Below are 22,387 nucleotides of genomic sequence, written 5' to 3'. Positions count from 1 at the left end.
TTCTAATTTGCTGTCAATTGCCACCATCCCAAACTGGGGCCAATAAAGCGAACCGTTAGCCAAATCACCACCAGCAGGCCAATCCCTACCCAGGTGCCCCGCGTTACCCACTTCTGGATTAGCAGCAGTTGCTCTTTCTGGAGCCAGCCCTTCTTTTGTTGACCGTAGGCCTCACCGAGGGTTTCCTTGCGCCGTTTTGCCTCACCCATACTCGCTGCTCGAACGGTTACAATCTCTATCCTAGATACTTTTGCGGGGCAATGACCCTCTAGGACTCAACGATCGGGCACACCACACCAAACTTCGCCAGCTTTTGCAACACCTTAGCCGCACTCTCCTCAATCGTCTCCAAATCCGTGCGGCATTCCACCTCTGGATTCAAGGGTAGCTCATAGGGGTCATCAATCCCCGTAAAATTGCGAATCTCCCCTGCCCGCGCCCGTTTATAGAGTCCCTTTACATCCCGCTGCTCACACACTGCCAAGGGGGCATTCACATAAACCTCAACAAAGCGGCCAATTTTATGCCGCACCTCATCCCGAATCTCGCGATAGCGCGAAATTGCCGAGACAATCACGATCACCCCGTGGCGAGTCAGCAGTTGAGCCACAAAGCCAATGCGGCGGATATTTTCATCCCGATCCTCTTTAGAAAACCCCAGCCCCTTTGTCAAATGCTGGCGGACAATATCGCCATCGAGAAGTTCAACAGCATGGCCAGCCGCCTGAAGCTGCTTGTGGACATAGTGAGCCAGCCTTGTTTTACCAGCCCCAGAGAGACCAGTAAACTAGAGAGTTAAGCCTTCGGAGTGGGTCATAGGAGGTCAATACAGTTAAATAGAGTCAAAGTTTACGCTGTTGTCAGTCTAGATAGTGGCAAGCTATTCACTCTTTCGCCAGAGAATTGGATACCTAGGATGCGCCAACACCGCAAATCCCGTTTAAGCATCAGCAATAGGAGTTCCTGCAGGTGGACTGCGGCAACCAGTGAGGGTCTAGGGGGCTAAGACAAAGTTCACTAACTTGCCGGGAACGACAATCACTTTTTTGATCGTTTTGCCCGCTAGGTAGCGTTGGCCAATCTCCGACTGCTTGGCGGCTTCCTCCAGCTCCACTTGACTAGCTGTGGCAGGGACTTGAATCGCGCCACGGGTTTTGCCCATCACCTGAATGACAAGGGTGATTTCATCGGCAACGAGGGCAGTGGGGTCTGCTTTTGGCCAGGGCTGGCGGTGGATGGAGTCAGTGCCACCCAGTTGGTGCCAGAGTTCTTCGCTGATGTGGGGGGCAAAGGGGGCAAGCAGGGTGAGTAGGGTTTGGATGCCTTCGCTATAGACCCCCGAAGTGTGGCAGTCGGCACTGCCAAGGGCATTACTGAGTTTCATTAGTTCGGCAACAGCGGTATTGAGTTGATAGTCGCCTTCCAGATCGTCGCTAATTTCTTTGATGGCAGTGTGAATGGCACGGCGCAGGTCTTTTTCCGCTTTAGTCAGGGTGGTAGGTAGGGGTTGGCCAAGCTGACCGCCGTTGGCTTTGAAGGTTTGCACGAGGCGCCAAACGCGGTTGAGGAAGCGAAATTGGCCTTCGACATCGGCATCGTCCCACTCGAGGTCTTTTTCGGGGGGCGCCTTGAAAAGGATGAACATGCGGGCGGTATCCGCCCCGTACTTCTGAATCACATCGCCGGGGGCAACGCCGTTGTACTTAGATTTGGACATTTTTTCATAGACCACCTCTAGGGCTTCCCCTGTGTCCGGGTCGGTGGGTTGGCTGAGATCGGCGATGCGGCTAGGAATGATGTACTTGCCCGTGCGCGGATTTTTGTAGGTGCGCCCTTGAACCATGCCTTGGGTGAGTAGGCGTTGGAAGGGTTCACTGACATGGACAAGCTGGCGATCGCGCAAAACTTTGGTGAAAAAGCGCGAGTAGAGCAAATGGAGAATGGCGTGCTCAATCCCCCCCACATACTGATCCACGGGTAACCAGTCCTTGATGGCCGCTGGGTCAAAGGGGGCTTCACTGTTGCGCGCATCGGCGTAGCGGAAGTAGTACCAAGAGGAGTCAATAAAGGTATCCATTGTGTCCGTTTCCCGCTGGGCAGGGGTACCACATTTCGGGCAGGAAACATCCCGCCATGCAGCAAGTTTCGCCAAGGGAGAAGGCCCCCGACCGCTAAACTCCACCTCTTCTGGCAGCAGCACAGGTAACTCTGACCGCGGCACCGGCACCGCCCCACACTGCGGACAGTGAATGATCGGAATGGGCACACCCCAGTAGCGTTGGCGAGAAATGAGCCAATCCCGCAGCCGATACTGCACTTGTTCGCGTCCCCAACCTTGGGTAGCAGCATACTCGGTAATCGCTGCTTTAGCTGTGGTGGACTCCATGCCATCAAATGGACCACTGTTGATCAATCTCCCCGGCTCCGTATAGGCGGCCTTGAGGCGGTCACTGGCTTTGCCGTCTGGGGGGATAATCACTTGGCGAATGGGGAGCTTGTGGGCCTTGGCAAACTGAAAATCGCGCTCATCGTGGGCAGGTACGCCCATCACGGCTCCAGTCCCGTATTCGTAGAGGACATAATCGGCAATCCAGATAGGAATTTCCTCCCCAGTAAAAGGATTGACGGCTTTGCCACCGGTGGCCACCCCGCGCTTGGGGCGATCGCCCGCTGTGCGTTCCAGTTCACTTTCCTGTTGGACACTGGCAATAAAGGCTTCGACGGTTTTGCGGCGGCGGCTAGTGGTGACTTTCGGTGTCAGGGGATGTTCGGGCGCCAGCACCACGTAGGTCACCCCATAGACAGTATCGGGACGGGTGGTAAAAACAGCAATTTTCTCATCACTGCCAACAACGGGAAATTCCAGATAGGCACCCGTGGACTTGCCGATCCAGTTGGCCTGCATCAATTTCACCCGCTCTGGCCAGCCCGTCAGTTGTTCTAGGTCATTCAAGAGTTCCTCAGCATAGGCAGTAATTTTCAGAAACCACTGCTTGAGGAGGCGCCGTTCCACCAAAGCCCCCGATCGCCACGATCGCCCTTCGCTATCCACCTGCTCATTGGCCAAAACTGTTTGATCCACGGGATCCCAGTTCACCGCTGCTTCCTTCTGGTAGGCCAAACCCGCCTCAAAGAATTCCAAGAAGAGCCATTGCGTCCAGCGGTAGTAGTCGGGGTGACAGGTGCTCACTTCCCGTTCCCAGTCATAGGAAAGGCCAAGGCGTTGCAGTTCTTGGCGCATTTGGGCAATGTTTTGCTGTGTCCAGACGCGAGGATGAATCCCCCGTTCAATGGCGGCATTTTCTGCCGGCAGGCCAAAGGCATCCCAGCCCATCGGGTGGAGAACGCGATAGCCCTGCATCCGCCGACAGCGGGCAATGACATCGGTAATCGTATAGTTGCGGACGTGCCCCATATGCAGATTCCCGGAGGGGTAGGGAAACATCGAGAGGGCATAGAATTTCGGCTTTTGCGGATCGGTGTTGGTGCGATCGATCTGGCAGGCAGCCCATTCCCGTTGCCACTTGGCCTCAATCACTTGGGGGTCGTAGCGATCGTCCACAACAGTTTTCCCAAAAGAACAGCTTATCTATTGTATCTGGCACGTTCCTCTCCAAGATACGGGAACAGTGGTCTTAGCTTGCCGGTGCCGCAACGGGGCGTAGCCGATAGCCTTGACCATAGACCGTTTGAATTAGGGAGGGTTCGTCGGCATGCTCAATTTTGCGCCGTAGCAGTCGAATCTGGGCGGCCAATAGGTTGCGATTGACACAGGTCTGATCCGGCCACAGTTGACTAGCAATCAATTCATGGCTGAGAAGTTCCGTCGGGTGCTTGAGGAAAAGAGCTAGGAGCGCTGTTTCCTTCTCAGAAAGGGAGATACACTGTGTTCCGCGGTAGAGCAAGCGACCTTCGACATCGAGCCGCAGATCCTGCCAGCAAAGAATCGGTGCCGTACACCCCATGGTATGTCGCCGTCGCAGCAGTGCTCGTACCCGTGCGAGCAATTCCCGCAGTTCAAAGGGTTTAACCAAGTAATCATCAGCACCGGCATCCAGACCCCGCACCCTGTCATCCACCGTATCTCGAGCAGTGAGAAAGAGAACGGGAGTCTCATCACCGGCTTGGCGCAATCGTTGACAAAGTTCTAGCCCCGTAGGCGGTGGCACCATCCAATCCAAAATTAAGAGGTGGTAGGGGCGCTGCGTTTGCCAGTAGGTTTGAGCCGTTTCACCATCGTAGGCCACGTCAACGTGGTAGCCCTCTTGGCGCAGGATGTGACCCAAGGGGTCGGCGAGTTCCGTTTCATCCTCTAGCAGCAGAATGTGCTCCACAACATCAATTGATGGCCGATGAACACCAAAATTTTAGCGAAATCCTCTTGAGTTAGGCGGCTGCTTGTAGCAACTGAGGCGGAATCGGAATTCCCGCTGCGATCGCCTCCGCTGGCAGTGTGGGTACAAGGCGATAACAGTAGAGAAGAAATTGCTCTAACCATGTTTGTAGCAGGTCTTGCTGCTTCTCATTGAGGTAGCGATCGGGAGCAGGTACTTGCTCAGTGTAAAAGGTCTCAACCCGAATCGTGCGCAGCCAAGGATGAGTCGGGCGGGTAATCAACCAGTAGTTACGCACAAGGGCACGACCGAGGTGATTCTGCACGATCTGGCTTGCCTTCCTAAACCATGGCAGATAGTTTTGCAGCGTCTGTACCACTGGTGGCGTAAACAAGGGGCGTACTGCGGATGTCACACCAAGCAGGTTCAGGATTTCACCCCCTAGTGCCAAGAGGTAGGCCAAATTGATAGGGAGAGACGCCTTAGCCCGAGAGTAGGACACCAGTAGTGTTTCTAGGGTGGCACGGCTCGCTTCTGGAAGTCGCTCAATCAGGAGAAGAAGCTGATTTTCAGTTCCCAGGGGACTGGCAGAGAGGGCTGAGCCTTGGCGCTGATAAATTTCCCTCAGAGTATCGAGGAGAAGAGGCGGTAGCAGCATTGCTCAAGGAGTTAGTCTAAAAAGACCTAGGTAATCTTAATACTTTCTTTATATGTGTTTGTCGGGATGATGGAAGTAAGGGTTGCTACAGTTGACCCAAGAAAAACTTAGGGTATTGATAGGATGTTATAAATCTTCTAGCGATCGCTTGCCAATCCTCTAGGGAATACGCTATCTTAGACAAGCTAGAGCAACGCGGGGTAGAGCAGTCTGGTAGCTCGTCGGGCTCATAACCCGAAGGTCCATGGTTCAAATCCATGCCCCGCCATTCATGATGTTCAATCGATTCTGGCGCTTCTTAGCTCCTTTCATTCCTCTCCCTAGCTTGATTCTTGGCATGTCCACAGCGCAGACGGCTCAATATCGCTTGAGTGCGCTGAAGATTGAACTGGCACCCCAAGAACCTTTTACGGTACTGGCGATCGCTAATACGGGCAATGTCCCCCTCGACTTTAAGGTGCGGGTGCAGCAGTGGCAACAGCGGGCAACGGGGGAAGATGAACTCCATCTTTTACCCGCAAATAGCCTAGAGCTAGTCGCCTTTCCCAACCTCCTGCATCTGCCCGTGGGCGGACGGGCTGAAATTCGCATTGGCCATCGCTTGCCGGCTGCTGATGTCGAGCGGACATATCGGCTTTTAGTTGCAGAAATTCCTCCAGCCCCTCAAGGAATCGGCTCAGAAACGCGCCTCGTAACGGTGCATAGCCTACCCGTATTTATCAAACCAGCGGTCATTCGGCGGCAGGGGCAACTCCTCAATGCCCAAGTGCAGCAGGGAACCCTGCAAATGACTGTCAGTAATCGGGGCAATGTGCATATCGAGGCGGATCAAATCACAGTCAGAGGCTTGGCGGAGAATGGTCAACAGCTCTTTGAGCTGCGCCCGCAACGGGAATATGTTCTTGCAGGGGTGACGCGGCCCTTAATGCCCATGCCTTTGCCCCAAGACCAGTGTGCAGCCGTGCGAACCCTACAGATTGTCTTGGACATTGCTGCCCATCCCCCCACCACCCAAATTGAGCGACCCACGGGGGTTTGCCGTTAGAGCCTTTGGTTAAGAGCAGCAAAAAGACGCTGGCGATCGCCCTCTAGAGCCTGATCTAGTTCTGGCAAAAAGGTGTTGTCTGGCCACAGCGGCGCGAATAAAGTCACCATTGGCAGACTGTCAATGGCAATGAAAAAGTCCGTAGGTTGGGGGCCATCAATGTGGCGACTATTGACGCCAAAACCGGTACGGCTATAGGTAATCGCCACGGCAGGCGCCGCCGAACGCAACCAATCAAGGGGTGTTGGCTGACCAGCTATGGAGCGCACCATCTGTTCCAGTTGCTCTGGACTTCCCGGCCAAATGGAGGCCAAGAGGTCACGGCGGTTGTTAGGGTCATCCCATGCCTTGAGGAAGGTTTGCAGCGTTGCAGGAGCCTTCAATGTTGCCTCTTGGGGGTTGGCCAAGGGTTGCAGCCATGCAGCTAGGGGGTCGGTGTCCCGAGGGAGTTCCCCTTGCCACCAGCGGAGGAGGGTTGACACTTGACGCACATAGGCGCCTGAGGGGCGATCGCTGCCAATGTTCTGCTCAAGCTGACGATAACGCTCCGTGACCGCCGTCAGAACTGGTTGATAAAAGGGTGCGAGGGGAGCAACCCGCCAAGCCGGACTGGTGATGAAGAGAGGATAGCGCAGCACCTCAAGGGTGAGGGCTTCAGTTGCAAGTTGCGGTTGATTCTCGCCAATGAGAGCTAACCCTAGCCCCAGAAAATTGCCCCGTTTAGCCGGTACAAGTTGAGCCGCTTTGGCAAATGTTTGTGCTGCTGCGCCAAAATTAGCATCTCGCCAGTAGAGCCACGCCAAGTTGCTGTAGCCAAACTCTAGGTAGGGAGACAGCTCAATTCCCTTCTCAAAGTTAACCATCGCTGTGCGCAAGAGGTTGGTTCGTGCTTCGGGATTGTCTGCCATCATGCCCCGCTGGCCATAGTTCCACCCCAGTTGCAGTGGATAGTAGGGTTCCCAAGGGGCGAGTTCCTGAGCATGGAAGAGCTTCTCAGTAAAGCGATTCCAGTCGGGAGGGGTTTCCAAGAGGGCTAGAAAACCTTCGCTGCTACTTGCCCAAGCACGGTGAATCGGTGTCAGCCAACCCACCATCACTAGGATGATTCCTAAACCCACGCCCACCAGCGAGAGTGCCCAGCGTACCCGCAACCGTTGAGGAGGAGCTTGCCCTTGGCCTGTGCGAATCAGGGTTGTTAAGAGGGTGAGTTCAATTAGGAAGAGGCCACCAATGCCAACATTGTCCAGTTGAAAATCCGTAAGACTGAGCACGCCGTAGCCCCAAAGCGCAAGGTAGAGGGCGATCGCCAACCGTTGTTCCCGCTGTTCTAGGTTGCGCCACCAGCGCCGGTAGCGCATTGCCCAATAGACCAGTAGCCCTACCCCCAAGAGCAATACGGCAATGCCCCAAAGCCCAAGTTCAGCCCAGAGTTGTACGGGGGTACTGTGGAGTTGATAGATCCACTCCGCTTCACGGCCAGCCCAGCCCGGGCGATAGTGCTGATACCACAGGGGCACACTGCCTAAGCCATTGCCCCTCAGAGGATGGACTACCCCCATCCGCCAGCCAACAATACTGGTAATCCAGCGGTAGGCCAGTTCGCTCCCTTGTCCTCCCTGCAAGAGAGCCACTAAGCTGCGGCGCAGGCGATCGTTGGCCAAAGCGACCACCGCTAAGCCCACCAAAGCCAAAAATCCCCACCAAGAGCGACGCTGGCGGCGATAGTGCCAAACCCAACCCACCCCAAGGGGAATAACCATTGCCAGCAAGCCGAGGCCACCCCCCCGTGAAAATGTTGTATAGAGGGTTACAAGACCCAAAAGCAGCACCGCCATCCAAAACCGGCGCGATCCACTGGTTTCTGCTTCTATGGCCAAAAATCCCACCAAGGGTAGAGCCAATAGGAGATAGCCCGCCACGTAATTTTGGTGGCCAAAGGGTGCCCAGTTGCGGAGTTCCAAAGTGTCCACATTGAGGTGGGGCGTTAATCCTTGAGGGCTATTCAAAATTGCGGGGGCGATCGTTGTGCCCAGCCAAAGGCCTAAACTGACAAGAATCACGAGAGCAGTGAGATAGCCTTGAAAGCGCACAATTTGCCAGCGGCGTTCTGGGGTGCGCAACCAAGCCCCGAGGGGATAAAGGACAGCGATGCTTCCCAAGAGTGCCCAGCCATACCAGCGAGCCTGATGGGGAAAAGCACTCCACGTCCCTGAAATCGCCAATGCCAACAGCAGCAACAGCACCACGCCATCAAAGCCATTTCCCAAGGGCTGCACCCGCCGTTGATAGGCCAACACCTGCAAAAACCAAAGCAGAGGCACCCCCAGCGCGGCTTGCCAGAGTAAGACCCAAGGCCACGCCACCATCAGACTGTGACTATCGGGTAGAAGCGTAAAAAAGGTATAGCCAGCTGCTGTGAACAACCCCAGCAGAATGCCCTCCTGTTTAGCCGCCTGTTCGCCCCAATGTGTTTCCGCCATTCGTCATGCTAAAAGCCAAGGGTATAGAGGTTGAAGCCGCCCCAACCACCTAAGTTCAGTTCATCCAAGCCCATTTGCTCACCACCCGTGCTGTAGATGTAGTTTGGGCTGTCCACATAGGCATTGTTGACAAGGGCATAATCTTGGGCTTGACGAATGACCTCGGCCACTGCTTGCTGCTGCGCTTGCTGTGCCTCCCGATCCAGCACTTGGGCGTCCTGTTGCAGATTGGGATTGGGTTGGGGAAGAGGCAAGGGCATCCCTCGATCTTCAATGGTGCCCCCCTGTTGTAAAGGAGCGGCAGTGGTTCCTTGGGCAATTAAACGCTTGCTGTCCCGTTCTTCTGCCTCGATAGGGCGGGCGATCGCTATACCACTCCATAGGAGACCAAGGCCGAGACCCAAGGTTACCGCACTTTGGAACATCCTGCTCTCCTCCTCTGGTGTCTTCCCGATTCTAGCCTACGCCTCCCTAGGCAAAGGCTGCCACCACCCGATCCATGGCTTCAACCACATTTTCCCGACTATTAAAGGCCGAAAGGCGCAGATAGCCCTCACCCGCTGCCCCAAAACCAGCACCGGGGGTACCCACTACATAGCAAGTGTGCAGCAATTTATCGAAAAAGTCCCAACTGCCAATCCCTTGGGGCGTCTTCAGCCAGACATAGGGAGCATTGACCCCACCATAGACTGCAAAGCCCGCTTGGGTGAGTTTTTCGCGAATGAGACGGGCATTGTCCATATAGAAGGCCACCAGTTCCCGTACTTGGGCTTGACCGGCTTCAGAGTAAACCGCCTCGGCGCCCCGCTGCACAATGTAGGACACACCATTAAACTTCGTGGATTGCCGCCGTTGCCACAGCGCCCAGAGTTCGACGGCCTCGCCACTGGGGGTTTGCCCCTTGAGACCCTTGGGTACTACGGTAAAGGCACAGCGAGTTCCCGTAAATCCGGCATTTTTCGAGAAGGAGCGGAATTCAATGGCACACTCGCGGGCACCGGGAATTTCATAGATCGAGTGGGGAATAGCGGGATCGGTAATAAAGGCTTCGTAGGCGGCATCAAAGAAAATAATTGCTTTGTGGGCACGGGCATAGTCCACCCACGCCTGTAAATGCTCCCGTGTGGCCACCGCACCGGTGGGATTGTTGGGGAAGCAGAGGTAGATTAAGTCCACAGGTTCACTGGGTAGCGTGGCGGTGAAGTGGTTTTCAGCGGTAATCGGCAAATAGACCAGTCCAGTGTACTCCCCGCGTTCATTGGCTTCCCCCGTGTGCCCTGCCATGACATTGGTATCCACATAGACGGGATAAACGGGGTCGGTAACGGCAATGCGGTTGCCGTCGCCAAAAATATCGAGGATATTCCCTGTGTCGCACTTGGAGCCGTCGGAAATAAAAATTTCACTGGCATCAATGTCGCAGCCGCGGGCTTGGAAGTCGTGGGCGGCAATTTTTTCCCGTAGCCAAGGATACCCCTGCTCAGGCCCATAGCCTTTGAAGGTGGCGCGATCGCCCATTTCTTCCACCGCTTGAATCATTGCTTGACGACAGGCTGCCGGCAGCGGTTCGGTGACATCCCCAATGCCGAGACGAATCAGGGGGGCATCGGGATGGGCTTGCAAGAATTGATTGACACGGCGGGCAATTTCCGGAAAGAGATACCCTGCCTTGAGTTTGAGGTAGTTTGCGTTAACAAAGGCCATAGATTAGACTGCAATCAGGGAGATTTGTTAAATTTTAACCTCAAACATTCTAAAGTGATGCTTTAATTTGGGCAACTCAATATCTTTCAGGATGAGCACCCTAAAGAATACGGGATTATTCACGCTTTCCTCACTCATATTCGCCAGCGATTGCTCTATAAGCCTCTGGAACTGCACAGTAAAGCTCACGGTCTGAAAAGCAGTACTTGCAGCAAAGGTGAGTCCTCGATTGGGGCGATCGCTGGTTGGTATAACTAAATTGGGTCAGCACTTTTACAAATCACATAACCAGCGACAGATCGATGCAATTTGATTTGGATTGTTTAGGTTAGCAGCGTTGGCAAGTAATCCCTTTTCCAGTTGATCCCATATCTCGACCGCCATTTTCTTCTCAATCGCTGCACCTATAAAGAAAACATGCGGGGAGTGTTTCGCTTTCGAAAACGCTTCACAGATACGGTCAAGAGCCGCTCGCGCAGTTTTCCAATGCTCAGATGAACCAGCGCCTTGTCAGATAATCCTGCTGCCCTGAGAAGACCTACTTCTATGCCTTTGATAGCCAGCAAATCAGCAGGGGTTTTAGCCCTTGATGCAGCTTCTTGCAATGCCCTTGCTTCGGCGACATAAAGTCTAGAGCGACGATTCTTTTCGAGTGCAAGAGCAACAAAACCCGCGCGTGTGGCTTCATGGCTCGTGACGAGATCAGCACTAGACTGAAGATGGTTTCGGTATGGGCGCGAAGACATTACAATTTTCTCCAGATGTAAATGCCCTTACGTAGGGCTTCGCGTCCATGCTCCCCCATCTGCTGGCTACTATTGCCTTTGCCGTTTGGCAAAACGAGAATACGTTCAACATGAAAGCCTAATTTTTCTGCAATATCAGAGAGGATCATATCGACCGAAACGCTCGCTCCTGCATAACGGACATTATCGTTGACCATAAACAACAGTGCGTTCGGTTTCAGCACACGCGCAAATTCGGCGATAACACAAGCCATCTCATAAAAATAGCCCTTCACCATCCTAGGAATTCCGTTATTGTTCAGAGCCCGTTGCGCTTTTTGGTCTTCCAAGTACTTCAGAATGGCTTGTAATAATTCCTCCTCATCAGCAGCAGCCAATGCCGTTGCCCATTGCGGGTTAATGCCCAACAAGTCTTTTGGGCGATTTTCCACTGTACAACTAAGCATCTCTTGGCGAAGTCTCAGTAGTTTTTGTTCATCTGTGCCCAACAACGCGAGTTCCAGCGCATAGGTACGCGTATAGTCATAGCGGTTGCAGTAAGGCGGAGAAGTCAGAATTGCATCGTAGGTGCTGTCGGGTAATTGCGGCAATATTTGAAGACATGAACCCTCAAACAAACGGATTTGAGCCTGAAGTTTTTCCGCAGCAAACAAAGTTGTTTGATGATTGGGTGATACATCTTCTAAAATCTCGTTTATCTTTTCACAAATAGCCTGATCGAACTCTAGGATTTCGCCCTTGTCGAAAATTTTCTTACCCTGTGTGCGTCCAGAGCGGTAATCCCACCGAAGGTATTGACCATCCTTTCGAGTAAAACTGATGGATTCCAGTACACAAAGTAAAGCAAAGCGCAAGATGGATTGAACTCTACGATTCTCGACTTGGTACGCGCCTATATATTTTTCGATGGCCTCCTTTGTTGTTTTGGGATAAGCTCTCTGTGTGATTCGCAGCTCTGGCAAGGGAACACTTATTTGCGACTCTTTCCAAATTCTCAACGTCGACCATTGGCACAATCTCTCGAAGTCTTCAGGGGTGAATTCGGCATCTAGAATTTGTTGAGCCGCAATGATTTCGCGACCAATGGGTAACAACTCGATCCCATCTGCATCTATACCCATTGCACTTGCAGCAAACAAAGCTGTTCCACTGCCTGCGAAAGGATCCAGAATTCTACCTGCGTTAATGCCGTACTTATGAAATATAGCTATTCCAATAAGGAATGAGATATCATCCAGCACAATACTTGCGAATCACTTCATCAATCGAACTGTTTGACCCTGCATACATCCGCGCTCGCTTCAGCGCACTGAAGTCGTGCTCAATCACATTCAAATCAGGAGAGTATTTCGGTAAAAATAACACCTCGTGACCCGCCGCTTTGACCGCTTCCTGAATCGCCCCTTTCGGATGAATCGGTGCATTATCCATCATCAACAACGACGGTCTCTTTAATGCCGGCAAACAGTACTGACTCAGCCAGCTCACAAACCCTACCGCATTCAAGTATCCGCAAAACAGCATTGGGGCTATTACGCTTGTCGCTCTGCCTCACACCGTTCTTGCTAGCGCATCTGTTTTTTTCGGGTGATGCCCATCTGGGCGAGGGCATAACTAATGGTGGAAACTTTGGACGCCAAATCGCTGGGCACGGTCGATTAAACGGTCATCGGGATGGGCAGCAACATCGGCTGCTAAGGCCGCCCAATCCAGTTTCCAAGGACGACGGGGGACAACCGTGGGCGCTAAGTCCTCTCGCTTCAGCCAGCGATGGATGGTGGCGCGGCTCACCTGAAAAATTTGAGTCGCTTCACTGATTTTGCCACCTTGCTGGATGTAGGAGACAACCCGCTCTCGTCAGTCCAAGCTATAGCTCATATTCTTGAGTAACATTCATGACGCTTTGAGTATAGCCTATCCCTCTTGAAAATATCTCACTCCCTTTCGAAATAGCTATAAATGTTCGACTAAAGAAGCTGAAAACGCTTCTTTGAACTTGTACCAGCGATAAGAAGGTCTAGTTTTATTGCCTTGGAAACTCACCAAAAAACGCGAGAGTGTAGGGTCAATGTCGAATCTGTTTCTGAACCGATCGTGTAGCTGCTTATCAAGATGTCTAATAGTGCTGAGGAACTCAGGGGGTTGAGACAATACAGCAGTGGATGCCGTAGTATATTGCATTTCAATAGCTGAATACTAAACGTACCGATAGGTTGTGACCTCTCGCCTGCACGAGCAGACTGCTGCTCTCGGTTAAGTGTTTCTGTCTCCGGGGCAGCCAGTTGTGCTTCACGGCTCTCACTCCAACTGAGCAAAGATCGACAAAAAAGATAGTGATGCCAATCGATCAACCCTCGAGTATTTCCTGTAGCCGCGATCGCGCCCTTTCAAAGGCCTCGGCCAATTTCTGAGGTTGAGATCCGCCGGCCTGAGCAAAGTTGGGACGCCCGCCGCCGCGGCCACCACAGACTTGGGCGAGTTCCGCCACCAGTTGACCGGCATGAACCCCCCGCTCTACAACATCCGGACTGGCGGCGACTAAAAGGTTCACTTTGTCAGCAGCCGGTTGAGTGGCCAACACCACAGCTCCACTGCCCAGTTTATTCAGGAGCCATTCAGCAGCGGTTTTTAGCCCTTGGGGATCTACCCCCGCCAGCGAGGCAATAAGCAGATGGGTAGCGCCGATGGCTTCAGCCTGCTCCAAGAGGGCTTGGGTTTTGGCAAGAGCTAGTTCGGCTTTGAGGTGTTCCAGTTCCTTTTGCTGGGCTTTGAGATCCGCTTGGAGTTGGCTAATGCGATCTAGAATCTCTTCCGGTTTGGCTTTGAAGCGATCGCACAACTCGCGGACAATGCTATCGCGCTGTTGCAAATAGTCACGCACCGCCGGTCCAGCAATGGCTTCAATGCGGCGAATCCCAGCCGCCACACCACTTTCGCTAATGATCTTAAAGAGGCCAATTTCAGCAGTGTTGTGGACATGGGTGCCACCACAGAGTTCCATAGAGACACCGGGAATATCGAGAACGCGCACCTGCTCACCGTATTTTTCACCAAACATGGCGATCGCCCCCTTGGCCTTGGCTTCATTGAGCGCCATGATACTCGTGTGGGTGGCATGGCTTTCACTAATCCACGTGTTGATTTGATCTTCAATCTGTTGCAGCTCTTCGCGAGTGAGGGCACGGGGGCAGTTAAAGTCAAACCGCAGCCGATCAAAAGCCACCAGTGATCCCGCCTGGGAAATGTTTTCGTCAATCCGCTTTTTCAAGGCCGCCTGCAAGAGATGCGTTGCGGTGTGGTGCGCCTGTACCCGCCGCCGACAACTGAGATCAATTTGGGCGCTCACGCGATCGCCAACGCTGAGGCTGCCCCGCTCCACTTTGCCGTAGTGAACAAACACTTCCTTTTGCTTTTGCACATCGTGGATTTGCACTAGCGCATCACTGGTGGCGAGATACCCGCGATCGCCAATTTGGCCACCGGATTCAGCATAGAAGGGAGTTTCTTCAAGGATCACCTGCACTTCAGTCCCTGCTGTTGCCGTTGTTACCGGATGACCCGCCACCAAAATCGCTGTTACGGTCGTGGTCAAACTAAACTCGTCATAGCCACGAAACTGCGTCGGATGCAGTTGATCCGCTAGGGAGTCAATCCCCTCCTGAACGGTAATATCAATGGTTTCGTGAGCGGCTTGGGAGCGTTGCCGCTGCTCGGCCATACAGGCCTCAAACTCAGCCACATCCACACCAATGCCTTGCTCAGCGGCAATCTCTTGGGTCAACTCCAAGGGGAAGCCATAGGTATCAAAAAGAACGAAAGCATCGCGCCCTGCCAATTGTGGTTTACTGCGTTTTTTGCCCTTAGTTGTCTTCAATGGAGCGAGCATCTCCGCTAAGAGCTTCTCACCCCGATCCAAGGTCTTAAGAAACTGTTCCTCCTCCCGCTGGAGTTCGCTGAGAATCACTGCCTGCCGCTCGCGCACATTGGGATAGACATTGGCAGCCAGATCAATCGCCACTTGAGCCAAGGCAGGGGTCACCAGTTCATTGATCCCCAACAGCCGACTATGGCGGACAATGCGCCGAATCAATCGCCGCAGGACATAGCCACGCCCCACATTACTGGCGGTGACGCCATCGGCAATGAGATGAACCACGGCACGGGTGTGATCGCCAATCACCTTGAGGGACGTTTTGGTGCTGGCATTGGCTTTGCGGTACTGAATCCCGGCGCGCTGCGCTGCCGCCTCAATCATCGGGAAAATTAAGTCTGTCTCGTAGTTGTTGGGCACCCCTTGCAGAACCTGCGCCATCCGCTCCAAGCCCATACCGGTATCAATGTTTTTCGCCTTGAGGGGGGTGCGGCGCCCTTGATCGTCTTGGTTCAACTCCATGAACACCAAGTTGTAGAGTTCGATGAAGCGGCGATCGTCATCGAGATCAACGTCAGCTAGCCCCTTTTCCGGATAGAAGTCGTAGTAAATCTCAGAACAAGGGCCACAGGGACCCGTTGGCCCCGCCGTCCAGAAGTTGCTCTCCTCTCCCATGCGCTGGATGCGCTCCTTGGGCAAGCCCACTTGGCGATGCCAAATGTCATAGGCCTCATCGTCATTTTCAAAGACGCTCACCACGAGCCGTTCCGGGGGCAAACCATAAACCGTGGTCATCAATTCCCATGCCCAACCAATGGCCTCCGCCTTGAAGTAGTCGCCAAAGCTGAAGTTGCCCAACATTTCAAAGAACGTGTGGTGGCGAGCAGTGCGACCCACATTTTCAATGTCATTGGTGCGCAGACACTTTTGCGCAGTGGTGACGCGGCGTACCTTTGGCGTTTCTTGGCCGAGGAAAATGGGTTTGAAGGGGAGCATGCCGGCGATCGTCAGCAGCACCGTCGGATCCTCTGGAATCAGCGAGGCACTGGGCAAAATCGTGTGTCCCTTAGCGGCATAGAACTCAAGGAATTTTTGGCGAATTTGATCACCTGTGAGGGCAATTGTCGCCGACGCAGAGGGGGACGAGGTCATTGGAGCAAAGTCTCAACGGAGCGCAACAAACGGCAAGAACATTATTTCATCATACTGGATTGTACTCTGGGAATAAGGCACCCCATTGGCAGGATTTACGAGAATAGCCATGACTGAGCCAGCCACCCGCTCTGAAATGGGTCAACTCCTTGAGGAAGTGAGAGGAATGCGCGCTAATATGAGAAAGTTGCTGATCTGAGCGATCGCCAGCGAGTGGTAGATGCCCGCCTATGGGGTTTTATTGTCGCCCTTGTCAGGGGATTTTGGCTTATCTTGTCAAGTTGTCCTTCTTTGATAGGCTCTAGGGTACAAACACACCCGGCAAAAAGGTTTCAAGGTAAAGCTGAATTAATTGCTGCCCGAACAGACCAGTAAAGATGGCTGCCACTGCCAAAAAAGGGCCAAAGGGAATGGGTTGCCGACGCTGAATCCAACCGAGGGCAATCCCCAAACCACCAATGACGCCCCCAAGAGCACAGGCCAACAAAAAGGTAAGAAGTAGCCCTTGCCAACCCAGCCAAGCCCCAATCATCGCTGCGAGTTTACTATCCCCTCCCCCCATGACCTCCTGATTGAGGGCGATCGCCCCCCCCCAGCGGATCAGATCAAAGAGCCAAATGCCAATCACTGCGGCAATGATGCCTTCCGTGAGTCCGCCTAGACCCGTCGTTAACCCTCTCACGAGCAGGCCGACAATCAACCCCCATTTTGTCAGGGGATGGGGCAGCGTCATCGTGTCTAGATCAATCAAGGCCAAGGCCAAGAGCCACGCACTCAGCAGCCAGAGCACAAGGGTTTGCACTTGCCAGCCACTCACAGCCACAATCAGGACGTACAGCAGTGCCGTCAACAGCTCAATCGCAGGATACCGCCAAGAAATGGGTGCATGGCAGTAACGACATTGCCCCCGCAGGAATAGCCAGCCCAAAATTGGGATATTGTCCCAGGGCTTGAGTGTGGTCAAACAGATCGGGCAGCGAGACGGCGGATAAAGGAGCGATCGCCTACTCGGCACACGGTAGATCACAACATTGAGAAAGCTCCCCACCGCTGCCCCAAGGCCAAAGACAAGGCAGTAGCTAGCAAAGGTCAAAAAAGTTAGTGCAGTTATAGGCGTGTTACTTCCGGCAGATGATCGTAGGGAATAAAGCATTCTTGGGGCAGCAGCACTGGTTGGCTAGTAAACAGCACATAGCCCCGCAGGGTTTGCCGATTAACAGCGACACCCGCAGGCACCGTTTTTGCCCCATGAACCTGCTGGTAGAGATTATAGATGGATTGAGCAGCGGCTAATAGGGGGGTATCAACGGTTTCCATGGTCTGCAAAACTGGCATGTGCCCCACTCCTCGGCAAGCGAACAATTAGAAACGGTTATGTTTGGTTTTGAGCCAATCATCAGTTCTCGCCAAGCGCTCCGCCTATGCAAAAGCAGATCTGAAATCCTCTACCTGACTATCAATCATCTTGTCTTAGCAAAGCGATAGCATAGGGGTAGGATGGCGCTAAGACATCTTCCTCGTGAAATCACCTCAGGAGAGTATTCATGAAGGAATTGATTGTTTCACCATGCCCAGCCCCCTGGCGATCGCTAGCCTCGCCCTGTAGCTATTGACTGTGTTCCTTGTTTCCTCACAACTCCTTTGACCCAACCATGAACTCACAGCAGTTCTCCCTTGCCAATCATCTGCACCATTTACCTCATCCTGTCTTGGCGGGCGATCGCAAGGGTACCATTCTTTATGCCAACGCTGCGGCGCAACGGTTATTGAACCCCGCTAGTACCGATTTAGCGGGCCTCTCCGTTATCGAGCTACTGTCCGCCAACTTTGACCTCTCCCTAGAGCGGTTCCAGCAGGTGCTCAACACCCAAACCCCGGCACAATGGGACTGCTATGATCCGCGCAAACAGCAGTGGTGGCAACTGGATTTAACCGCTGATGCTCACGGCTGGACCCTGACCCTAACGGAAATTACCGAACGCTATCGCCATTGGCTGCTCCAAGAAGCGCGGGTTAATGAACTGGAAAAATGGTGGCAGCGATTTCACACCCTGACGGAGATAGGTCAACAGCTCTTCTGGGAAATCCAAGGAGAGTGGTGTTATTGGTACGGTGACAGTCAAGGGGTGCTGGGGTACCCCCTAGAGCAATTGCCCAAAACCCTGCGAGCGTGGCACCAACTCATTTACCCAGAGGATCAAGAGCGCTTTTGGCAAGCCATCCCTCAGCAAGGGGGAGCAACACCCTGCGATTTGGAATATCGCCTGCGCCATGCCAATGGTGCGTATGTGTGGGTGCGCGATCGCTGGGAATATCGGCAGGAACCACCAAACACCACAACCGTCATCGGCGTCATGGTCAATATCCATGACCAAAAGATACAGGAAATGCGCCTGCGGGAAAGCGAACAACGCTATCGCAACCTCGTAGATCACCTACCCGCCGTGGTGTATCGCTGTGCCATTGATGCTTCGTGGACGATGGAATACCTAAGTCCCAAGTTCACCGAGCTGACGGGGTATCTCCCGAGCGAACTGGTGCACAATCAGGTTCGTAGCTACGCTAGTATTACGCATCCAGAAGATAGCGATCGCGTTGATTGCACAATCCATGAGGCCCTTGCCAAGGGCTTCCCCTTTAGTGTCGGCTACCGCATTTTCTGTGCCGATGGGTCGGAGCGTTGGGTACATGAGTACGGTCAGGGAGTCTATGACGTAACCGGCAAAGCCTATGCAATTGAGGGCATCATTGTGGATGAAACAGAACGGATTCAGTCAGAGCAAGCCCTCAGAGAAAGTGAGTATCGCTGGCGGGCGGTCTTTGAAAATGCCCAAGTCGGGATTATTGTCACTAGCCCTGCTCACCACTACCGCCTTGTGTATTGCAATCCCTTTTTTTGCCAATTTGTCGGCTACACCGCTCCTGAACTGGCAAATCTCACCGCCCATGATCTCACCTTTGTTGAAGATTGGCCTGAGGAGGCGGCTCTCATCCAAGAGTGTCAACTGGGACTGCGCAACACCTATCAAATTGTCAAGCGTTACCGCCACAAAAAGGGGCACACCGTCTGGGGAAATTTAACCCTCTCCTGTGTGCGCAATGCCAATGGTGAGCCTCACCTGCTGATTGCCCTAATTGATGACATTACTAGCCAACGCCAACTGCAACTCGCCCTCGATCGCGAGCGCAACCGCTATGAGCAGTTAGTGAACAATTGTCCCGTCATCATTTTGACTCTCAATCGCGACAAAACTCTCTTAACCAGTAATTGGGTTGGCTTGAAGACACTGGCAGCGGCTCAAGTGGTGCCCGGTATGCCATTTTCGGCACTGCTCCATCCCCAAGAATCAGTGACTCGGGTGGAAGCCCTGATTGACCGCGTTCTGGACAGAGAAACCATTAACGACGAAGAAATTCTGCTGCGTTGCCGCACCGATGCTCCCTGTGATATGCTCAGCCACCTTTTTCCCCTGCTGGATGAGGAGGAAGAAATTGTCGGCTGTGTGGTGGTCTGTACTGATATTAGCGATCGCAAACGTGCCCTTGCTGAACTGGATGAGCGCGAGGCTCAATATCGCAGTGTTTTCGAGTCTGTGGCCGATGGCCTAGTGATCTATGACACCGAAAACCTACAGATCGTTGAGGTCAATGATGCCATCTGCGACATCTATGGTTTCAGTCGTAGTGAATGCCTTGAACTCCAACCTGAGGATTTTCTGCACCCCGACTACCGCGATCAGTTTCAGGAATTCCTAGAGACGATTCGGCATCAGCCCACTTGGCACGGTGTCAGCAAGCATCGCTGTAGCGATGGCCAGGTTATTGATGTGGATATCTTTGCCACAAGGTTGCGCTACAAAGGCAAAAATCAAGTCCTCTGCGTCATCCGCGATATTACACAAATCAAGCGTTTTGAAGAAACTCAAGTGGCGATCGCCAAAGAACTCAGCCGACGGGAAGCACTCTTTCGCAATCTCATTAACGATTTAGATGTGGGAGTGATGCTGCTGTCTGCCGATCTCTCCGCAAAAGTGATTAATCCTCGGGGCTGTGAGCTGCTGGGGGTCAAGGAAGCGGACATCATTGGTCAAAAACCAACAGAAATGGCTTGGGATGCCCTCAACGATGCCGGGGAACCAATGCCGCCAGCGGCTTTTCCGCTGATGATTGCCATTGCTCAAAAGCAACGGGTACAAGGGGTGATGGGCATTCTCAATCAACAAACCCAACAGCGGCTGTGGTTGCAAGTGACCGCTGATCCAGAAGTCACGGCAACGGGGAGCATTGAGCAGGTGATTCTCACCTTTAGCGATATTAGCGATCGCAAGCACTACGAGGCCTACCTTCAAGATCAAGTCGTTCGCCAGCGGGAACTCAACCAGCTCATTCAGGAGATTCGCGAAGCCCCTGATCTCAATCAGGCCTTTGCCAAGGCGGTACAGGAGGTGTGTCATATCCTGCGGGTCGATCGCGCCATTGTCGTCAAGTACGAGCCAGAACAGCACCACTGGATTCCCCTAGTGGAGTTTCTCAACAAACCCTATATAACCCCTAGCGTGGGGCTAACGATTCCAGACGAGCATAATCCCATTGCCGCAATCCTCCGCCAAGGAAAAATTGCCGAGCTGCCTGCCCTAGAGAATCTGGATCCCACCGATGCAGTGAACCGTGCAATTGCTCAAGTGCTCGGTGGTGGCTGGCTCATTGCCCCAATTCGGATCAATCAGCAGATTTGGGGGGCTTTTTCCTTTCAGCGTTTTAATCATTCCAGCGGCTGGACAGATGAGGAACGCCAACTCATTCTCTCCCTCACCGATCAACTGGCAATTACCATTCAGCAAACAAACTTGTATGACTCACTGCAATTGGCCAATGCCGAACTCTCCCGCCTTGCGACCATTGATGGCCTCACCCAGATTGCCAATCGGCGCTATTTTGACCAGGATTTGCAGCAGCAGTGGCAGTTAGCCCAGCGAGAACAGACGAACATTTCCCTGATTCTTTGTGATGTCGATTTCTTCAAGAACTTCAACGACCACTACGGCCACCAAGCAGGGGATGGCTGCCTGATCGCGATCGCGAAAATATTAACCCAAGCGGTGCGCCGTCCCACCGATTTAGCCGCACGCTACGGTGGTGAGGAATTTGCCTTGATTTTGCCCAATACCGATCTCACTGGCAGTCTGTGCGTCGCCGAACGCATCCAACAGCTTCTCTATGCCTTGGAGATTCCCCATATGGCCTCCTCAGTGAGCGATCGCGTCACCTTGAGTATGGGCATTGTCAGCTTGCTGCCCCAAGTCGGCCAACCGGTGAATGAATTCATCACCCTTGCTGATCAGCAGCTCTATCTCGCCAAGCGGGGCGGGCGCGATCGCTATTGCTATGCTTAGACTCTTGCTTAGTGAGAACTCTTTCGTAGGCCTTCAGCAAATAGTGGGGCTTGAGAGCAGTCACTTGGTAGCCCACCAAAATCAGTAGCACAGCCACGAGGGCGATCGGTAGCCCCAAGGGCAGGAACAGTCTATGCTTTGGATCATGGCTAATCATGCGCCGCAACCGCTGGCCAAAAATTTTCAACTTGCCCCGCCAGCCCTGATGATCTTGCACCCGTGGTCTTTGGGAGGGCTTTCCTAACAAGCGCTGCTGCCAGTAGTCATCGTGGCCAATGAGCAAAAATCGCCAGTAGAAGTGCCAGAGGCCATTGGGGGGAGCATGACTCGCACGGGCTTGGGGTTGACGCCAAATACACTCCCCTTGTTGCAGCAGTGTGTGGGCATGAATGACGCAGTTACCGCGATAGAGGGACAATTCAGTGGGAATGGGGTGATCCGGCAAAAACTGACGGCGAAAAGCCACATTATTCAAAAAGTAGCCCGCCCGCCGGTTCCATTTGCCTTCCCCCACTGTATTGCGGAAAAATGTCAGTCAGTGCCATAGCTGTGCGGTAAACACCAGCCCCGCGAATCGCAGTTTCCCCAGCCAGCACTAGATACGCTTGGGGAGCATCCCCTGTTTCAAGAGCAGGACTTCATTGGCGGCAGTGGGGGGTAAATCTTGGCTAGCAAGGGACTGGAGGGCACGGTGGAGTCCAGCCATATCCGCATTTGCCAAGTGCTCAGTTTCCAAGATGATGGAGAAGGTGGGCAGAAGTGGCGTGGAGGACATAGACATCTTGCAGAGGTAGCCGTTCTGTGGGTACAACTCCAGTGTTATTCTCCCAAACGCCATAAATGAGCCGCCCAAACCGTAAAGAATTGCAACATGCGCCTTTGTCGGGTTAAGGGGCAGAAGAATTGCCTATAATACTGTGAGCACGCCAATGCTTGAGGGAGTTGACGTTGACCACGACCGTTTTTCAAACCACAAAATCCCAAGAAATTTTTGCCGCTGCCCA

Annotated in this window: 16 protein-coding genes, 1 tRNA gene and 2 pseudogenes; 3 read left to right on the top strand and 16 right to left on the bottom strand. The window is 53.3% G+C overall.

Annotated elements, in window-relative coordinates; genetic code table 11:
• Positions 1-2: 2 nt before the first annotated feature.
• The 5 genes from RHJ31_RS06455 to RHJ31_RS06435 all read right to left on the bottom strand — a co-directional run bounded on the left by RHJ31_RS06455 (position 3) and on the right by RHJ31_RS06435 (position 4,992).
• Positions 3-209 (bottom strand): DUF2839 domain-containing protein, encoded by a 207-nt coding sequence (locus tag RHJ31_RS06455; RefSeq protein WP_206199944.1) that lies wholly within the window; start codon positions 207-209, stop codon positions 3-5.
• Between the two features lie 59 nt (positions 210-268).
• A complete protein-coding gene (gene cysC, locus RHJ31_RS06450; protein WP_302677798.1) occupies positions 269-754 on the bottom strand; it encodes an adenylyl-sulfate kinase in 486 nt (161 codons plus the stop codon).
• Between the two features lie 240 nt (positions 755-994).
• Complete coding sequence (gene leuS / locus RHJ31_RS06445; RefSeq protein ID WP_302676016.1) at positions 995-3,562, bottom strand: leucine--tRNA ligase; 2,568 nt, start codon at positions 3,560-3,562, stop codon at positions 995-997.
• Between the two features lie 73 nt (positions 3,563-3,635).
• Complete coding sequence (locus tag RHJ31_RS06440) at positions 3,636-4,334, bottom strand: response regulator transcription factor (RefSeq protein WP_206199946.1); 699 nt, start codon at positions 4,332-4,334, stop codon at positions 3,636-3,638.
• Between the two features lie 52 nt (positions 4,335-4,386).
• Positions 4,387-4,992 carry a hypothetical protein gene (locus RHJ31_RS06435; protein WP_302676015.1) on the bottom strand — a complete coding sequence of 202 codons (606 nt, stop codon included), beginning with the start codon at positions 4,990-4,992 and terminating at the stop codon, positions 4,387-4,389.
• A gap of 194 nt (positions 4,993-5,186) precedes the next feature.
• Here RHJ31_RS06435 and RHJ31_RS06430 point away from each other — a divergent pair.
• Both RHJ31_RS06430 and RHJ31_RS06425 read left to right on the top strand, forming a co-directional pair.
• Positions 5,187-5,260 (top strand) — tRNA-Met (locus tag RHJ31_RS06430).
• A gap of 69 nt (positions 5,261-5,329) precedes the next feature.
• Positions 5,330-6,037 (top strand): molecular chaperone, encoded by a 708-nt coding sequence (locus tag RHJ31_RS06425; protein WP_302676014.1) that lies wholly within the window; start codon positions 5,330-5,332, stop codon positions 6,035-6,037.
• Here the strand turns inward: RHJ31_RS06425 and RHJ31_RS06420 are convergent.
• The 9 genes and pseudogenes from RHJ31_RS06420 to RHJ31_RS06380 form a co-directional block, all read right to left on the bottom strand.
• A complete protein-coding gene (locus RHJ31_RS06420; RefSeq protein WP_302676013.1) occupies positions 6,034-8,517 on the bottom strand; it encodes an O-antigen ligase in 2,484 nt (827 codons plus the stop codon). The two genes, RHJ31_RS06425 and RHJ31_RS06420, sit on opposite strands and share 4 nt — an antisense overlap.
• 8 nt (positions 8,518-8,525) lie before the next feature.
• Complete coding sequence (locus tag RHJ31_RS06415) at positions 8,526-8,942, bottom strand: hypothetical protein (protein ID WP_302676012.1); 417 nt, start codon at positions 8,940-8,942, stop codon at positions 8,526-8,528.
• 46 nt (positions 8,943-8,988) lie between these two features.
• Positions 8,989-10,221, bottom strand: a complete 1,233-nt coding sequence (locus RHJ31_RS06410) for an LL-diaminopimelate aminotransferase (RefSeq protein WP_302676011.1) — start codon at positions 10,219-10,221, stop codon at positions 8,989-8,991.
• A gap of 273 nt (positions 10,222-10,494) precedes the next feature.
• Positions 10,495-10,967, bottom strand: a pseudogene (locus RHJ31_RS06405) (AvaI/BsoBI family type II restriction endonuclease).
• A complete protein-coding gene (locus RHJ31_RS06400; protein WP_302676009.1) occupies positions 10,967-12,208 on the bottom strand; it encodes a hypothetical protein in 1,242 nt (413 codons plus the stop codon). The pseudogene RHJ31_RS06405 and the gene RHJ31_RS06400 overlap by 1 nt, the downstream one beginning before the upstream one ends.
• A pseudogene (locus tag RHJ31_RS06395) lies at positions 12,198-12,803 on the bottom strand (IS630 transposase-related protein). Before RHJ31_RS06395 ends, RHJ31_RS06400 begins: the two are co-directional and overlap by 11 nt.
• Before the next feature lie 511 nt (positions 12,804-13,314).
• Positions 13,315-15,990 carry an alanine--tRNA ligase gene (alaS, locus tag RHJ31_RS06390; protein WP_302676008.1) on the bottom strand — a complete coding sequence of 892 codons (2,676 nt, stop codon included), beginning with the start codon at positions 15,988-15,990 and terminating at the stop codon, positions 13,315-13,317.
• Between the two features lie 301 nt (positions 15,991-16,291).
• On the bottom strand, positions 16,292-17,143 hold the full coding sequence (locus RHJ31_RS06385) for a prepilin peptidase (RefSeq protein WP_399375692.1): 852 nt from the start codon (positions 17,141-17,143) through the stop codon (positions 16,292-16,294).
• The gene (locus RHJ31_RS06380) at positions 17,098-17,325 is read right to left on the bottom strand and encodes a hypothetical protein (RefSeq protein WP_225901554.1); all 228 of its coding nucleotides are present in this window, start codon (positions 17,323-17,325) and stop codon (positions 17,098-17,100) included. Before RHJ31_RS06380 ends, RHJ31_RS06385 begins: the two co-directional genes overlap by 46 nt.
• A gap of 317 nt (positions 17,326-17,642) precedes the next feature.
• Here RHJ31_RS06380 and RHJ31_RS06375 point away from each other — a divergent pair, with 317 nt between their 5' ends.
• The gene (locus tag RHJ31_RS06375; protein WP_302677771.1) at positions 17,643-21,383 is read left to right on the top strand and encodes a PAS domain S-box protein; all 3,741 of its coding nucleotides are present in this window, start codon (positions 17,643-17,645) and stop codon (positions 21,381-21,383) included.
• Here RHJ31_RS06375 and RHJ31_RS06370 read toward each other — a convergent pair.
• Together RHJ31_RS06370 and RHJ31_RS06365 are read right to left on the bottom strand one after the other, a co-directional pair.
• Complete coding sequence (locus tag RHJ31_RS06370; protein WP_302677770.1) at positions 21,316-21,897, bottom strand: hypothetical protein; 582 nt, start codon at positions 21,895-21,897, stop codon at positions 21,316-21,318. The genes RHJ31_RS06375 and RHJ31_RS06370 overlap by 68 nt on opposite strands.
• A gap of 81 nt (positions 21,898-21,978) precedes the next feature.
• Entirely contained in the window at positions 21,979-22,164 is a 186-nt protein-coding gene (locus RHJ31_RS06365) for a hypothetical protein (RefSeq protein WP_302678163.1), read from the bottom strand.
• Positions 22,165-22,387 lie beyond the last annotated feature (223 nt).

This window comes from Thermosynechococcus sp. JY1331 (assembly GCF_031583475.1).
Classification (GTDB): domain Bacteria; phylum Cyanobacteriota; class Cyanobacteriia; order Thermosynechococcales; family Thermosynechococcaceae; genus Thermosynechococcus.
The sequence above is the reverse complement of the archived record's forward strand: the minus strand, read 5'-3'. Positions and strand labels throughout refer to the sequence as shown.

What these genes read in the sequence shown, in the direction of transcription:
- RHJ31_RS06365 (WP_302678163.1), bottom strand. Translation starts at nt 22,164, where the DNA reads ATGTCTATGTCCTCCACGCCACTTCTGCCCACCTTCTCCATCATCTTG.
- alaS (WP_302676008.1), bottom strand. Translation starts at nt 15,990, where the DNA reads ATGACCTCGTCCCCCTCTGCGTCGGCGACAATTGCCCTCACAGGTGAT.
- RHJ31_RS06415 (WP_302676012.1), bottom strand. Translation starts at nt 8,942, where the DNA reads ATGTTCCAAAGTGCGGTAACCTTGGGTCTCGGCCTTGGTCTCCTATGG.
- RHJ31_RS06435 (WP_302676015.1), bottom strand. Translation starts at nt 4,992, where the DNA reads ATGCTGCTACCGCCTCTTCTCCTCGATACTCTGAGGGAAATTTATCAG.
- RHJ31_RS06375 (WP_302677771.1), top strand. Translation starts at nt 17,643, where the DNA reads ATGAACTCACAGCAGTTCTCCCTTGCCAATCATCTGCACCATTTACCT.
- RHJ31_RS06410 (WP_302676011.1), bottom strand. Translation starts at nt 10,221, where the DNA reads ATGGCCTTTGTTAACGCAAACTACCTCAAACTCAAGGCAGGGTATCTC.
- RHJ31_RS06385 (WP_399375692.1), bottom strand. Translation starts at nt 17,143, where the DNA reads ATGCTTTATTCCCTACGATCATCTGCCGGAAGTAACACGCCTATAACT.
- RHJ31_RS06380 (WP_225901554.1), bottom strand. Translation starts at nt 17,325, where the DNA reads ATGCCAGTTTTGCAGACCATGGAAACCGTTGATACCCCCCTATTAGCC.
- RHJ31_RS06420 (WP_302676013.1), bottom strand. Translation starts at nt 8,517, where the DNA reads ATGGCGGAAACACATTGGGGCGAACAGGCGGCTAAACAGGAGGGCATT.
- RHJ31_RS06455 (WP_206199944.1), bottom strand. Translation starts at nt 209, where the DNA reads ATGGGTGAGGCAAAACGGCGCAAGGAAACCCTCGGTGAGGCCTACGGT.
- RHJ31_RS06425 (WP_302676014.1), top strand. Translation starts at nt 5,330, where the DNA reads ATGTCCACAGCGCAGACGGCTCAATATCGCTTGAGTGCGCTGAAGATT.